The 14,049-nt window shown below is 53.4% G+C and carries 13 protein-coding genes and 1 tRNA gene; 13 read left to right on the forward strand and 1 reads right to left on the reverse strand.

What is annotated here, in order from left to right; all coding sequences use genetic code 11:
* Positions 1-151 precede the first annotated feature (151 nt).
* From ABO_RS04335 to ABO_RS04380, 11 genes are all read left to right on the forward strand, one after another.
* Complete coding sequence (locus ABO_RS04335; protein WP_011588125.1) at positions 152-877, forward strand: hypothetical protein; 726 nt, start codon at positions 152-154, stop codon at positions 875-877.
* Between the two features lie 280 nt (positions 878-1,157).
* Entirely contained in the window at positions 1,158-1,394 is a 237-nt protein-coding gene (locus tag ABO_RS14215) for a bacterioferritin-associated ferredoxin (RefSeq protein ID WP_081424053.1), read from the forward strand.
* A 123-nt stretch (positions 1,395-1,517) separates the two neighbouring features.
* Complete coding sequence (gene bfr / locus ABO_RS04340; RefSeq protein ID WP_011588126.1) at positions 1,518-1,997, forward strand: bacterioferritin; 480 nt, start codon at positions 1,518-1,520, stop codon at positions 1,995-1,997.
* A gap of 90 nt (positions 1,998-2,087) precedes the next feature.
* Positions 2,088-2,164 (forward strand) — tRNA-Arg (locus ABO_RS04345).
* Between the two features lie 416 nt (positions 2,165-2,580).
* Positions 2,581-2,826, forward strand: coding sequence for an OadG family protein (locus tag ABO_RS04350; protein WP_011588127.1), 246 nt, complete (start codon positions 2,581-2,583; stop codon positions 2,824-2,826).
* A gap of 15 nt (positions 2,827-2,841) precedes the next feature.
* The gene (gene oadA / locus ABO_RS04355; protein WP_011588128.1) at positions 2,842-4,641 is read left to right on the forward strand and encodes a sodium-extruding oxaloacetate decarboxylase subunit alpha; all 1,800 of its coding nucleotides are present in this window, start codon (positions 2,842-2,844) and stop codon (positions 4,639-4,641) included.
* Complete coding sequence (locus tag ABO_RS04360; protein WP_011588129.1) at positions 4,634-5,932, forward strand: sodium ion-translocating decarboxylase subunit beta; 1,299 nt, start codon at positions 4,634-4,636, stop codon at positions 5,930-5,932. Before oadA ends, ABO_RS04360 begins: the two co-directional genes overlap by 8 nt.
* Positions 5,933-6,046: 114 nt before the next feature.
* Positions 6,047-7,045: a DUF5924 family protein gene (locus ABO_RS04365; RefSeq protein ID WP_148201425.1), complete on the forward strand. Its 999-nt coding sequence runs from the start codon at positions 6,047-6,049 to the stop codon at positions 7,043-7,045.
* Between the two features lie 477 nt (positions 7,046-7,522).
* Positions 7,523-8,065: a hypothetical protein gene (locus tag ABO_RS04370; RefSeq protein ID WP_148201427.1), complete on the forward strand. Its 543-nt coding sequence runs from the start codon at positions 7,523-7,525 to the stop codon at positions 8,063-8,065.
* Between the two features lie 100 nt (positions 8,066-8,165).
* Entirely contained in the window at positions 8,166-8,699 is a 534-nt protein-coding gene (locus ABO_RS04375; RefSeq protein WP_011588132.1) for a DUF2939 domain-containing protein, read from the forward strand.
* A 90-nt stretch (positions 8,700-8,789) separates the two neighbouring features.
* Positions 8,790-9,605, forward strand: coding sequence for a DUF2971 domain-containing protein (locus tag ABO_RS04380; RefSeq protein WP_011588133.1), 816 nt, complete (start codon positions 8,790-8,792; stop codon positions 9,603-9,605).
* A 368-nt stretch (positions 9,606-9,973) separates the two neighbouring features.
* On the opposite strand, the gene ABO_RS04385 is transcribed toward ABO_RS04380, so the two are convergent.
* Positions 9,974-11,128 (reverse strand): YbfB/YjiJ family MFS transporter, encoded by a 1,155-nt coding sequence (locus tag ABO_RS04385; protein ID WP_011588134.1) that lies wholly within the window; start codon positions 11,126-11,128, stop codon positions 9,974-9,976.
* 519 nt (positions 11,129-11,647) lie between these two features.
* Between ABO_RS04385 and ABO_RS04395 the strand changes: the two genes are divergently transcribed.
* Together ABO_RS04395 and ABO_RS04400 are read left to right on the forward strand one after the other, a co-directional pair.
* Positions 11,648-13,009: a CmpA/NrtA family ABC transporter substrate-binding protein gene (locus tag ABO_RS04395; protein WP_011588135.1), complete on the forward strand. Its 1,362-nt coding sequence runs from the start codon at positions 11,648-11,650 to the stop codon at positions 13,007-13,009.
* Positions 13,010-13,038: 29 nt separating this feature from the next.
* The gene (locus ABO_RS04400; protein WP_011588136.1) at positions 13,039-14,040 is read left to right on the forward strand and encodes an ABC transporter permease; all 1,002 of its coding nucleotides are present in this window, start codon (positions 13,039-13,041) and stop codon (positions 14,038-14,040) included.
* Positions 14,041-14,049 lie beyond the last annotated feature (9 nt).

Raw genomic sequence — 14,049 nt, forward strand, 5'->3', positions numbered from 1 at the left:
ATAAACGAAAGGAAAAAGAGTTATCAGAAACGGTGAAAAATCAGGAAATAAAAATTGAGTTGGTTAAATAATGTACCAACCGATTTTCTTTTATGCTATTTTCCATTTGTCGCAGTAATTGATGACAATGCCATAGCTTAGGAGATCAATCATGGCTAAAGCAAAGAAAGCCGCCGCAAAAAAAACTGCGGCACGTAGGCCCGCAGCAAAAAAAGCTGCTGCAGTAAAAGCACCGGCTCTTCCTAAATCTGTTACCAACGCTGAGGCCAAGGTTAAGCTACAAGGTAAAGCCGTTGCTCAGGCAGAAAAGAAAGTTACCCAGTCACAAACTAAACTAGATAAACATCGCGCCAAGATCGACGCTGAAAATGCCAAGCTGTCGAAGCTGCGTGCTGATGTTGCTGCCAAGCGTGAAAAAGCACAAAAAACTCCTACTGCAGCCGCTAAGCGTGCTGTTGATACCGCTCGTGGCCGTATGAATACCGGACGCTTGAAACTTCAGGATATTCGTGCTGAAGCAAAACTGATTCGCGCCGAGATCCAGGCCGCGAAGAAAGTTGTCGCCCGCGAAGTGAAAAAAATGCGCACAGCTGAGCGTAATCTGAAAGCGAAGTTACGTGATCACGAACGTAAACTGGCGAAGAAAGCTAAAGCAGAACAGAAGAAGATTGAACAAAAGGCGAAAGTGGCAGCTCGTAAAGCGGCAGCCAAAGCCAAGCGTGTTGCCAAGAAGGCAGCGCCAAGCAAGCCTAAGAAGGCGCCTGCCAAAAAAGCGGTGGCCAGTAAACCTGCGGCAAAGAAAACAACCCCTCGTAAAGCCCCTGCTAAGAAGGCGGCAGCTAAGCGTGCTCCGGCCAAGAAGGCTGCGTCTTCCTGATACGTTAGCGAGCTTTATAGAGTCCAAAAGCCCCGCACTGCGGGGCTTTTTTATGCCTGCGAATATTGCCTAGCCGGGAAGGGAGCAGGGTGGGCTCAATAAGGCGGGGAAGTGACGAGGGGCTTCTTTGAGGCTGTAACCCGCGTGAGTGAATGGGGATATGGGTCTGCTTGACCTCTATGGTCTGGGTGAAAGAGGTAAAGAATAGATCGCCAAAAGGAGTTGATAATGATTCGCGTTAGGGTTAGCATCCTTTCCAGAGATTGAGGAAAGGCGACTTATGTACATATGCATTTGTAAGGGCATTACTGACAACCATATACGGGAAGCGGTCGATTCTGGCTGCGACAGCCTGCGTGATCTTCGTCGGGAACTTGGGGTTGGAAGTCAGTGTGGTAAATGTGCCCGTCACGCCCGCCAAATTTTGCGTGAAACCCGTAGCGTGAATGAGGCGACCTCTTTCTCGAATTCTTCTACCGCTGGTGAAGCCGTTGTTTTCTGGCCACAAACCGCATAAAAATCGTTCTCATTTTCATAAGCGCTTGTATTTGAAGCGCTTTTCTTTGTTTGACTTGTCTCTGCCACATTCTTGCTGAACAATGGGCGCCTACCCCCAAGTTCATGTGACGGAGATACCCCAATGAAAGGCGACGCCAAAGCGATTGAATTCCTCAACCGTGCACTCGGCAATGAACTGGTTGCGATCAACCAATACTTCCTCCACGCCAAAATGTATCAGGACTGGGGACTGCAGGCTCTCTACGCCAAGGAATATCACGAATCTATTGATGAGATGAAACATGCTGACATGTTAGTCGAGCGTATTTTGTTTCTGGAAGGTATTCCTAATCTTCAGGACCTGGGCAAGTTGATGATTGGTGAGAACACCAAGGAAATGCTGGAGTGCGATCTCAAGCTGGAGCAAATGGCTGTGCCTGACCTACGCGAAGGTATTGCTTACTGCGAATCCATTCAGGATTACATCAGTCGTAACCTGCTCAAAGAGATTCTTGAATCCGAAGAAGAGCATATCGATTGGCTGGAAACTCAGCTCGGTTTGATCGATAAAGTGGGCTTGGAAAATTACATGCAAAAACAAATGGCGTCTGCAGAAGGCTGACTGCTGAACTTTTAACCGATATACGCTTGACTCACCGCGGGGCTTTCGGAATAATGCGCAGCCTCTCGGGGCGTTACAGCAACGAGACTTGCACCGGTAGCTCAGCTGGATAGAGCAACTGGCTACGAACCAGTAGGTCGGGGGTTCGACTCCCTCCCGGTGCACCATACGATTAAAAAAAGGCTCCCAAATGGGAGCCTTTTTTTATGCCGCTCTGCGGGCGCCAGATGCTTCATCTCGTAGGCAACACGTTACGGACTTGGTGGGCACACTCATGCTCTATAGTGTGAGGCTCTTTTTCAATATCCCCGACACACCATATTGCTTTTCATACTAGGTACAGCGGTATTTTTTTATTCAATGGCCTAGAGAGTTCTTCCCTTCACACGGTTAGTTGACCAAAATCACCATCCAGAGCCTCGCACGGTTCATTGCAGATTGTCGACAATCTGTCTACATTGCCCTTTAAACTGCGAAAGCAGTATCGGCTCACAAGGCCACTACGATGCCCGCCCAAACGGCGGTGCCTCATGCTTTCGCACGCGGTGACTGAATCCGCTTTTGGAACCAAAAGGAGTGTTCCATGAACACCATGATGGCCCAGGGTGTCGAACTCATGCTGATTGGCATGGGGGTTGTATTTGTTTTTCTGATTGTGCTGGTCGCTGTGACAACCATTATGTCGGCACTGGTCCAGAAATTTGCCCCAGAGCAATCATCTCCGGCACCGCAGCTTGCTTCACCCCCTTCTCAAGATTTGCCGCCGCCGGCAATCATCAAAGCGATCGAAAAAGCGGTGCAGCAGCACCGTCAGACTTCTCTGTCATAGATACCGGATTATTCCATGAGTGACCTGAAACCGTTGGGCATTACTGATGTGGTGTTACGCGATGCGCACCAATCCCTGTTTGCCACCCGTATGCGTTTGGATGACATGTTGCCGATTGCCGCGGAACTGGATGACATTGGCTTCTGGTCGTTGGAATCCTGGGGTGGGGCGACCTTTGACGCCTGTATCCGTTATCTGGGTGAAGATCCTTGGCAACGTATCCGAGAATTGAAACAGGCCATGCCGAAAACGCCGCAGCAAATGTTGCTGCGCGGCCAAAACCTGCTGGGCTATCGCCACTACGCGGATGATGTGGTGGATACCTTTGTGGAGCGGGCAGCAGAAAACGGCGTGGACGTGTTTCGTGTGTTTGATGCCATGAACGACATGCGCAACATTGAACGGGCCATCGCCGCCGTGGTGAAACAGGGCAAGCACGCCCAGGGCACCATCGCCTACACGGTCAGCCCGGTTCATACTTTGGATATGTGGGTGGAGCAGGGCAAAGTTATCGAACAGATGGGGGCCCACTCGGTTGCCATTAAAGACATGGCCGGGCTGTTGCGGCCTGCGGTGGCGTATGAACTGGTGACTCGCTTGAAAGCGGCCCTGAATATTCCCGTGCACATGCAGTCTCACGCCACCACTGGGCTGTCCACGGCCACGGCGTTGAAAGCGGCGGAGGCGGGTATCGATAACGTGGATACGGCCATTTCGTCCATGTCGATGACCTACGGCCACAGCCCTACAGAATCAGTGGTGGCCATGCTGGAAGGTACGGACCGGGATACCGGATTGGATATCAAAAAGCTGACCCGTATTGCCGGGTATTTTCGTGAGGTGCGTAAAAAGTACGCCGCCTTCGAGGGTAGCTTGCGTGGAGTGGATGCACGCATCCTGGTGGCACAGGTGCCGGGCGGCATGCTGACCAACATGGAAAGCCAGCTGAAAGAGCAGGGCGCGGCGGACCGATTCGATGAAGTGCTGAAGGAAATTCCCGTCGTTCGCGAGGACCTGGGCTTTATTCCCCTGGTGACGCCTACTTCGCAAATCGTCGGCACCCAAGCAGTGCTTAATGTGCTTTCCGGCGAGCGCTACAAAGTCCTCAGCAAGGAAACCCGCGGCATTCTGCGTGGTGAATATGGCGCTGCTCCCGCGCCGTACAATGCCGAATTGCAGCAGCGAGCGTTGGATGGCGATGAGCCGGTCACCTGCCGCCCCGGTGACTTGCTCGACAACGAAATGGACAGCCTGCGTGACGAAGTGCTGTGCTTGGCAAAAGACAAAGGCCTGACGCTGGAGGAAGGGCCGCGGTTAACCGATGACGTGCTCACCTACGCGCTGTTCCCGCAAATTGGCCAACGTTTTCTGGAAAACCGTGGCGATGCCTCGGCGTTTGAGGCGGCGCCCAATGAACGCGGTGCAAACACGTGTGATAGCGCTCAGGCTGAAGGCGTTTACACCGTGGAAGTGGATGGCCAGCAGTACACGGTAAAAGTGAACGAGGGCGGAGATGTCACCGGCCTGCGTGAAATGGGAGACCGGGCCGATCAAACGGCTACCGCCGCGCCCGCCGCAAACCCGGCCAACAGTGTGTCGGTGGCTGCGCCGTTAGCCGGAAATATTTTTCAGGTACTGGTAAAGCCTGGCGATCAGATCAGCGAAGGGCAAAAAATCATGGTGTTGGAAGCCATGAAAATGGAAACCGATGTGTCCAGTACCTGTGCCGGTGTGGTCAGCGAGGTTATTGTGAAAGAGGGCGATGCCGTGACTGTGGGGCAAGCCTTGCTCAGCGTGGAGCCTGCCCATGGATAAGCTGCAAACCCTTTGGCACAGCACCGGGCTGTTTCACATGAGCGGCGGCCAGTTAGTCATGTTGCTGGTTTGTCTGGTGTTGTTGTGGTTGGCGATTCACAAGAAATTCGAGCCGCTACTGTTGTTGCCCATTGGTTTTGGTGGCCTGCTGGCGAATATTCCTCTGGCGGGCTTGGCGGAGTCTGCTATTAGCCAGGCGCTGCATTTTGGTCCAGCCGAGCTACTGGCCTCCATGGCGCAGGTGCTGGGCATGGAACCCGATGCTGGCCGTGAGGCGCTTTATACGGCGGCTCAATCGGCAGGTCCCTCAGTACAGGACCAGTTGCACCATCTGGCCGGCAACGCCAATTACGGTGACGGAATTCTGTATTTAATTTATACCGTGGGCCTGACCACCGGGATCTTTCCGTTGTTGATCTTCATGGGCGTGGGAGCGATGACGGATTTCGGCCCGCTGCTGGCGAACCCACGCACCCTGTTGCTGGGTGCTGCCGCGCAGTTCGGTATTTTCGCCGCCTTGATGGGGGCGTTGGCTCTGAATTTTCTAGGGTTGGAGTTTTCCCTATCGGATGCGGCGGCCATTGGCATTATCGGTGGCGCGGATGGCCCCACCTCGATCTATGTCACCACCAAACTGGCGCCACACTTACTCGGTGCCATTGCTGTAGCGGCATATTCCTACATGGCGCTGGTGCCGATTATTCAGCCTCCCATTATTCGTGCGCTGACGTCGGAAAAAGAACGCCAGATAAAAATGGAACAATTGCGTCCTGTCAGTCGAGTGGAAAAAATTCTGTTCCCTATTTTGCTGTTAGTGTTGGTGGCCCTCGTGCTTCCCGATGCCGCGCCGCTATTGGGCATGTTCTGCTTGGGTAACCTGATGAAGGAATCCGGTGTTGTGAACCGGTTAGTGGATACCACCAGTAACGCGCTGATTAATGTGGTCACCATCATGCTGGGGTTAGCCGTGGGCTCGAAACTCAGCGCCGACAAATTCCTGGTGATGGAAACCCTGGGCATTCTAGCCTTGGGCCTGGCGGCGTTCATGATTGGCACCGCAACCGGCGTGTTAATGGCCAAGCTGCTCAACCGCGTTAGTCGCCACCCGGTTAACCCCATCATTGGCGCTGCCGGTGTCTCCGCCGTGCCTATGGCGGCACGGGTGGCTAACAAGGTAGGGCTGGACGCCAACCCCCATAACTTCCTTCTGATGCACGCCATGGGCCCTAACGTGGCTGGAGTTATCGGCTCTGCTGTGGCCGCCGGCGTGCTGCTCAACTTTGCCGGCTGATCGATTTTCCCCGCGGTGGCCCCAGGGTCACGCGATCCTTTGCTGCCACGGGGAACCCGCAGAGTTATAGTACGTCGAAGACGCAATCCCCCGCCCTTCGATGGAGTTCTCCCGTTGCCGCTGACGCTACAAACGCTGACTGAAAAACTGTATCGGATCCGACATATCTGGGCGTTTATCAGTTTTTCGTTGGGCCTGAGTAGTTATTTCCTAGTGGATCGCCAACCCTGGCTGGCGGCGGTACTCACCGGGCTGTTGGTGTTGAGCTGGCTATTACTGCTTACCGAAGGAATCTGGCAGAACAAATTCATCGGAACCCGTTTTGATGGCTTGCCCCAGGGCATGCTCAAATTGTTATTGCAGGCAGTGCATCAAGAGGCATTCTTTTTCAGCTTGCCATTCGTGTTGCTGCAATGGTCCGGTGGCGCGGAATATATTTTCTTCACCACCCTGGTGGTCAGTGCGGCCTTGGCCAGTATTATTGATCCGGTCTATTTTTGGCTGGCCCGGCATCGGGCGCTGTATTTCGGCTTCCACGCCTGGGCGTTGTTTGTGGCCCTGCTAGTGCTGTTGCCGCTAATCTTTCACTGGAGTACCGACTCGGCCCTGGCGTGGGCAGGCTGGCTCACCGCCCTGTTTGCCTTGCCCAGCTTCTGGCGGTTTGGCGGGCCACGAAAGTGGTTTCGCTGGCTGGGGCTGATACTGATCTCGTGCCTAATTGCGCTGGCCCCGCGCTGGCTAGCCCCGCTGGTGCCACCGCTAACGTTGTCTTTGCAGGAGCGCGCCGTCGCTTTGTCATTCAATCGCGCCGAGCGCAAGCCGCTGGTGAGTGGCGAAGTTTTTAGCGCAAACGAAGTGGCCGAAGGGCTGTATGCCTACACCGCCATCAAGGCGCCATTGGGGCTCGGGCAGGAGGTGTACCACTACTGGTTCCGCAACGGCGAACAGGTGGACCGCATTCCATTGAAAGTCTCTGGCGGGCGGGAATCGGGCTTTCGCACCTGGTCCCACAAACGCCACATTCCTGTGCCGTCACAGGGGCACTGGCGGGTAGAAGTGCGTACCGGGGATAACCAGATCATCGGCGTGATGCGGTTTACTATCACACCCTGATTCCTGCGGCTCCCCAGTCGCCCCTTCGCCCCCAAGCCCCTCAACACCCCAACCCGCGTTGGCGCCTTGCTCGCAAGGCGAAGAGGCTGACGTCACTGCCGTGCCTTCGCGAGCCTCTGCCTTTTCGGACGCTAGGCCCAGGGTTTTTCAGACCCTTTTGGGCCGAAGCCCTCCAAACCGCTATCCCGACTATGCCGTGCTCAACAGAACCCGCCATATCTTTGTAGGATATGGCTTACAGAAAAAGCTAAGCGGTTGATATAGAGTGGTTTTTGGAACTGGGGAGTATCGGGGAAAGTCAGAAAATAGGCCGCTTCTTCGCGTTTTGCCAGACGAGATGGATTCTTTTTTTCACGGTAAGAATCTGACGGCCTTGCGAATTTCTGTGTTTCCCCCGAAAGCCATAAAGAATTATGTCGAAAAAAGATAGGTCGAATCGTTCGACTGAATACGCTGTTATGGCGTTAGGAGTGATACGTGAGTAGCAGCTCAATAAGTAGAAGAATGGAATCTTGTATTGAGGCTTTGATGGAAAAGGACTTTGAAGCAGCGCTAGTTCACTATTTTCCGGCTCTAGACAAGACTGCAAAAAAACGACGACCTGCTGCGAAAGTCGGTGAGCGAATTAGGGCTTTTCTTGATGACGAGCTTGAAATCATTAGCGATATAGCTACAAAAAATATATTTATAGTCAACTGTAACGGGGTGTCGTTTCCAGAAGCTATATACAAATTTGGTCGGACTTCGATAGCTCACGAGGGCGAGCTAGACCCTCGTCTAAACTTTAACAATAACTCCGGCATGGAGATAGGTGATACCTGGAACCTACCGCCATCCTTTATTACGGGGCTTTCAATTGCGGTGATATTGGCCCCAGAAAATACTGCTGAGCGTTTCCAAAAAGACTACGAAGTAGCTATTCACGAGGAAAGGTTTAGCGTTAATGCTCTTTGGGGGCAGCGACAGCTAATCAGAGATAAAATGGAAGCAAGATATGGTCGTGCAATATTTTCCACATAGCCATAACAATCGCAGGCAATCCGACGCCTTTTTCATTCCGCCTCCGGCTCCATTACAAAGCCGCGGTTGCTGCGGGCGTTAGCACTCAAAAGGGGAAGTTATGAGCAAGGGGAAAGTAGCTTTAGGTATTGCATTGGGGCTGTTTGCTATCTACGTGGTGGCTGCGCCTTTCATTACCGTGTATCAAATGAAATCTGCCGCAGAAAACTATGATGGGGAGGCCCTTTCCGAACACATTGAGTTCCCTAGTGTTCGTCAGAGCCTAAAGGACCAGATGAATGTTATGTTCGCGAAGCAGATGACGGAAGACGAGGAAATGAAAGACAACCCGTTTGCGGTGTTGGGAGCGGCGTTTGCGGGAGTGATGGTCGACAAAATGGTGGATGCCTATGTCACTCCGGCAGGCATCACTCAGCTAATGGCAGGCGAGAAGCCCCAGCCGGGAGCGGGACAAGGTGACGACAGTACTGGCAGCGCGGAACGCAACCCATGGGAGGATGCTTCTATGTCGTACGAATCTTTCGATAAATTTGTTGTAAAGGCCAAAGGCGCGGACGGTGGAGATGGAAAGTTTGTCCTTCGCCGACAAGGCATTGGCTGGAAACTCACAGAGATCATCATTCCATTGGAATGAGTGCTAACAAGTGCATGCCAGTTGGACTGGCTTTCCGCTGCGCTCCAAATCAGCCACAAATGCGGGCGTTAGCTTCTTTCGAGGGATTTCATGATCCTATACAAGTACATGTCATTCGGTGCCGCGCGCAAGGTTATAGAAACCTTGTCACTAGGATTTTCATGCCTTGAAGACTTGAATGACCCTTTTGAATGCACAGCCTTTGGTTTTAAAGACAATGATGAGGCTGCTGTAAGCGCGAAAATTGCCACGGGTGCTTGTAGAAACCGTTTCTCAAAAAAATACGGTGTCTTATCTTTGACTCGTCAACCTTTAAATGCGCTTATGTGGTCACATTATGGTGATTCTCACCAAGGGGTAGTTCTTGGTTTTGATTGTGATGCGGCCGGGTTTTCAGATCTGCAAAGCAACGTAATTCCAAGCCAGTATGGAGAGATGATCTACTCAGCTACGAAGCCGCATAAGGATCTGGCTGTAATTAGCGAGCATGAGCTAATGGATATAGGTGGCAGCCTTCGCTTTGATTCAAGTGCGTTCAATCTAATGAAGAGAGCTTTTCTATATAAATCTCTTGAGTGGGCATACGAAGAAGAAGTCCGTGTCGTTAAAAATATAGAAAATCTTCCCTTCAGTTACCATACCGGTGGTGGGCGTTACAGGGAATGGAATAAGGTGACGGTATTTGGCCGACCTTTATACTGCTTCTCAGTGCCAGGGATCTCGCTTAAAGAAATTTATTTGGGTAGGCATATATATAGAAATGTTACCAAGAGAGCCTCTGTTACCGATGAAGAATTGAGAGGTGTGCTTCAGTCCTGGGGGAGAAAAGATATCAAGATGATGCAATGTGAACCAGATGTTAACTCCTGGAGCCTCGTTGCAAAACCATCTATCAATAAAAGCTAACTAGTGGATGTTGCCGGACGTTCCTACGCTGCGCTCCGGCACGCCGCAAAGCCAGGCGTTAAATAAGCGCAGGAAGAAATTGAAATCGAGTTATTGGGCTATACGGATGAGTTACTGCAGGTCGATAACCCGCAAAGCCCCCGAAGTCACGATATCTAGCTTCGCTATCTGAGCTGAGGGCTATAGCGCATTTTCTATTGGCTTTTGCCGACGAGATTGAAATCGAAGGGAACCAATTTGGACACGAGCATTTCGAATTCGGTCCCAGGATAACCCAGTGTTGGTTGTTTTAAGTCCTGATACCGCGTGGGGAGCACCGCTAACAGCTGAAAGCCACCTTTTCTGTCAGTGCGTTCCTGCGCCAAACCCTAAAACCGTTCCTTTCCCAGTGGCATCAACAGCACCGCTGCGCCTATCAACGCCACTGCTGCGCCGATCAACCCGGGCGAAAAACTCCCTCTGCTTTCCAGTAACCATGCCGTGACTACTGGCCCCAGTATCTGCCCGACCCCATAGCAGGCGGTTAATGCGCCTAGGGCGGCGCTGGCGGCGTGGGGGGCCAGTTGGCGGGCGCAGTACATGCTTAGGGCGACCACGGCGGTAAAGGTGCCGCCTACCAGCAGGCCACTGGTGACCAGCCCGGCCAGACCGGGGAGCCAGGCGGGAGCACTCACGCCTACGGCCTGCACTACCAGCGCCATCATCAAGGCATTGCGCTCGCTTGTGTGGCTGGCCAGTTTGCCCCACAGCAGGTTGGCGGGAACGGCAGCCAGGCCCACGGCAAGCCAAGTATAGAAGGCGGCGCTGTCCAGCCCAGGCAGTTGTTGTTTGGCGATCACCGGCAGGTAGGTGGTGCTGGTGATGTAGCCGAACCCGGCGAGAGAATAACTGGCAATAAGGAAGCCCAGAGCTTTGCGGTTTACCGGTACCCGGGTATGGGCATGTTCACTGGCGTGGGGCAGGGCGGGAATCACACGCAGAAACGCCATGAAGACAAGTGCCAGCGCGCCGCAGGAAAACCACATAAAGGGATAGCGGCCTTGCAGGAACTCAACCAATGCTACGGTGAGGGCGGCGATGCTGATGCCCAAGCCAATGCCGGCGTAATGGATATTGCCTAACCGGGCGCGCAGGTGATTGGGCAAGGCGCCAAGCACCAGGGCAGAGCCGTTGACCATGATGATGGCGCTGGCGATGCCGGCCAAGAAGCGGTTGATTGCCCAAGGAAGAAACGTCTCGCTGAGACCCATCAATAGGCTGCTAACCACACTCACCCACAGTGCGACCCAGAAGGCGCTACGTGCCCGGTGAGAGGGGACGGCCATGGCAAGCATGGCACCCAGCAGGTAACCGCCGTAGTTCACCGCCGCTAGATAGCCGCCACTCACCGCCGTTAGCGCTGTGTCAGCAATCATGCCGGGCAGGGCAGGGGTAAAGAGAAAGCGGCCAATGCCCAGGGCAATGACCAAACTGAGGGCGCCGGCCAGGGCAATGCGCAGGGCGTCGTTGTCGTGTTGGGCCATAAGGGCTCGGTCTAAATTAATGATGGATGGCTGCGGTCATGTGCCGGGCAGCCTAGCAGGTCGGCGCTTGTTGCTCTGCACCTTTCAGATGATGTTCATTATTTCTCTCAGTGATAATGGGCCTTTGGTCGCAAGCGGTGCGCATTTTTTTCACCATACTGGCGCAAAAGCGGGTTTTGTGGGGGGTGATCGGCTATGCAGCACAACAGTGATGCATTTTGGTGAGAACGAAATGATTCACAATAGTGCTGTTTGTGCAATTTATGGGCGTGGCCATCGTTTCTGTAGACAGCATTAATCGTTAAGTTATTGAAAGTATTGTGTTTTCAAAGTTGGCACAGCAATTGCCTTAGTGGGTACATCACAGCAACAGTGTTGTGACCCAAATACTTCTTCGTGATCAATGGCGATCACGATCAGATTCGAGCAAAGGCGCTCATGGCATCCGGTCAACGATGACAGGATTCTCTGAGCGCTTTTTTTATGCCAGCGCGATAGCAGGCAAATGAGGGAAGACGGATGAAAAAGTTTATTCGCATAGCAATTACTGCACTGACGGTGGGGCTCTCGGCCAACGCCATGGCGGAAGATTCTGTGGGCTGGCCGGAAAAGGCTGATCTGAAGTTTGGCTTCATCAAGCTGACCGACATGGCGCCGCTCGCTGTGGCCTACGAGAAAGGGTTTTTTGAAGAAGAAGGTTTGTTTGTGACCTTAGAGGCCCAGGCCAACTGGAAAGTCCTGCTAGACCGGGTGATTGACGGTCAGCTGGATGGGGCGCACATGCTGGCAGGCCAGCCGCTGGGGGCGACTATTGGCTACGGCACCGAAGCGCACATTGTTACGGCGTTTAGCATGGACTTAAACGGTAATGGCATCACCGTTTCCAATGCGGTGTGGGAGGAAATGAAGAAGAGCATCCCGGTGGAGAATGGCAAACCGGTGCATCCGATCAAGGCGGATGCACTCAAGCCGGTGGTGGAAAAGTACAAAGCTGAGGGCAAGTCTTTCAACATGGGCATGGTGTTCCCGGTATCCACTCACAACTACGAGCTGCGTTACTGGCTGGCCGCCGGTGGCCTCAACCCGGGTTTCTACGCCCCACACAAGGGCGACACCAGTGGCCAGCTGCAGGCTGACGTATTGCTGTCGGTTACCCCGCCACCACAAATGCCGGCCACCTTGGAAGCGGGCACCATTTACGGTTACTGCGTGGGTGAGCCTTGGAATCAGCAAGCTGTATTCAAAGGTATCGGTGTGCCGGTAATTACTGATTACGAAATCTGGAAGAACAACCCGGAAAAAGTGTTCGGTGTGAGTAAGGGTTGGGCAGACAAGTATCCCAACACCCATATCCGTGTAGTGAAAGCGATGATTCGTGCGGCCAAGTGGCTGGATGAGAACGACAATGCCAACCGCCCGGAAGCAGTGAAGATCCTGTCTCAGCCTAACTATGTGGGGGCGGATTATGACGTGATCGCCAACTCAATGACCGGGACCTTTGAATATGAGAAAGGTGATAAGCGTGAAGTGCCGGACTTCAATGTGTTCTTCCGCTACAACGCTACCTATCCATTCTACTCCGATGCCATCTGGTACCTGACGCAGATGCGTCGCTGGGGCCAAATCAGCGAATCCAAACCGGATAGCTGGTACATGGATATCGCCAAGCAAGTGTATCGCCCGGACATCTATGCCCAGGCGGCTAAGGCGCTGATTGCTGAAGGCAAGATCTCTGCGGATGAGTTTCCTGACTTCGCCACCGAAGACGGCTTTAAAGCACCGCAAAAAGGCTTTATCGACAACATCACTTACGACGGCCGCAAACCTAATGCGTACCTGAAGAAGTTTCCGATTGGTCTGAAAGAGGGCGACGCGCTTTAACAGCGTGTCTCCTTCAAGGAGAAGCAATCATGGTGACCCTGACTTTCCCAACTTGGATGGAACCCTACCGTGCGCTGGCTACCGGCAAGATGTCCGGTGAGCAGTGGCAGGCGTTGCTGCGCCAGTTGATCTGGCCGGTGATGGGCATTGCCGCCTTTCTGTTGCTCTGGCAGCTGGCGGCCCAACGTATCGACACGTCGTTGGGGCAATTCCCGGGGCCAGCGGATGTTTGGCAGCAGGCAGGGTCTCTGGTGGATGAACATCAGGCGTCCCGAGCGAAGGAAGAGGCGTTTCACGAACGCCAGGAAAAATACATTGCTTCGCGTCTGCAGCAGCAGCCGGACTGGGAGCCGGTCCAACGGAATTACACGGGGGCGCCGACCTTCTTTGATCAGATTGGCACCAGCTTGATCACGGTGATGAGTGGCTTCTTGCTGGCATCATTGATTGCGATTCCTCTCGGTATCGTCATTGGTTTGAGCAGCACTGCGTATGCGGCTATGAATCCGCTGATTCAGTTGTTCAAACCGGTGTCACCGTTGGCATGGTTGCCCCTGGTCACCATGGTGGTGAGCGCGTTGTATGTGACCGACGACCCGATGGTGGCTAAGTCGTTCCTGACGTCCATGTTCACAGTGTCTCTATGTTGTCTGTGGCCAACGCTGATGAACACCTCCGTGGGGGTGACGTCTGTGAGCCAGGATCTGACCAACGTCTCTTTGGTGCTGCGGCTGAATGCGCTGAGCCATATACGCAAGATTGTACTGCCTTCTGCACTGCCAATGATGTTCACCGGTTTGCGCCTGAGCTTGGGGATCGCCTGGATGGTGCTGATCGCTGCCGAGATGCTGGCGCAGAATCCGGGGCTGGGGAAATTTGTTTGGGATGAATTTCAGAACGGTAGTTCTCAATCTCTCGGCCGAATTATGGTTGCCGTTATCGTAATTGGTCTGATCGGTTTTCTGCTGGATCGCTTAATGCTCATGCTGCAACGCGCTCTGGTGTGGGACAAATCTTCCGTACAGCGCTAAGCACAGGGA

This window comes from Alcanivorax borkumensis SK2 (genome assembly GCF_000009365.1).
Lineage (GTDB): Bacteria > Pseudomonadota > Gammaproteobacteria > Pseudomonadales > Alcanivoracaceae > Alcanivorax > Alcanivorax borkumensis.

What these genes read in the sequence shown, in the direction of transcription:
- ABO_RS04335 (WP_011588125.1), top strand. Translation starts at nt 152, where the DNA reads ATGGCTAAAGCAAAGAAAGCCGCCGCAAAAAAAACTGCGGCACGTAGG.
- ABO_RS14215 (WP_081424053.1), top strand. Translation starts at nt 1,158, where the DNA reads ATGTACATATGCATTTGTAAGGGCATTACTGACAACCATATACGGGAA.
- bfr (WP_011588126.1), top strand. Translation starts at nt 1,518, where the DNA reads ATGAAAGGCGACGCCAAAGCGATTGAATTCCTCAACCGTGCACTCGGC.
- ABO_RS04350 (WP_011588127.1), top strand. Translation starts at nt 2,581, where the DNA reads ATGAACACCATGATGGCCCAGGGTGTCGAACTCATGCTGATTGGCATG.
- oadA (WP_011588128.1), top strand. Translation starts at nt 2,842, where the DNA reads ATGAGTGACCTGAAACCGTTGGGCATTACTGATGTGGTGTTACGCGAT.
- ABO_RS04360 (WP_011588129.1), top strand. Translation starts at nt 4,634, where the DNA reads ATGGATAAGCTGCAAACCCTTTGGCACAGCACCGGGCTGTTTCACATG.
- ABO_RS04375 (WP_011588132.1), top strand. Translation starts at nt 8,166, where the DNA reads ATGAGCAAGGGGAAAGTAGCTTTAGGTATTGCATTGGGGCTGTTTGCT.
- ABO_RS04380 (WP_011588133.1), top strand. Translation starts at nt 8,790, where the DNA reads ATGATCCTATACAAGTACATGTCATTCGGTGCCGCGCGCAAGGTTATA.
- ABO_RS04385 (WP_011588134.1), bottom strand. Translation starts at nt 11,128, where the DNA reads ATGGCCCAACACGACAACGACGCCCTGCGCATTGCCCTGGCCGGCGCC.
- ABO_RS04395 (WP_011588135.1), top strand. Translation starts at nt 11,648, where the DNA reads ATGAAAAAGTTTATTCGCATAGCAATTACTGCACTGACGGTGGGGCTC.
- ABO_RS04400 (WP_011588136.1), top strand. Translation starts at nt 13,039, where the DNA reads ATGGTGACCCTGACTTTCCCAACTTGGATGGAACCCTACCGTGCGCTG.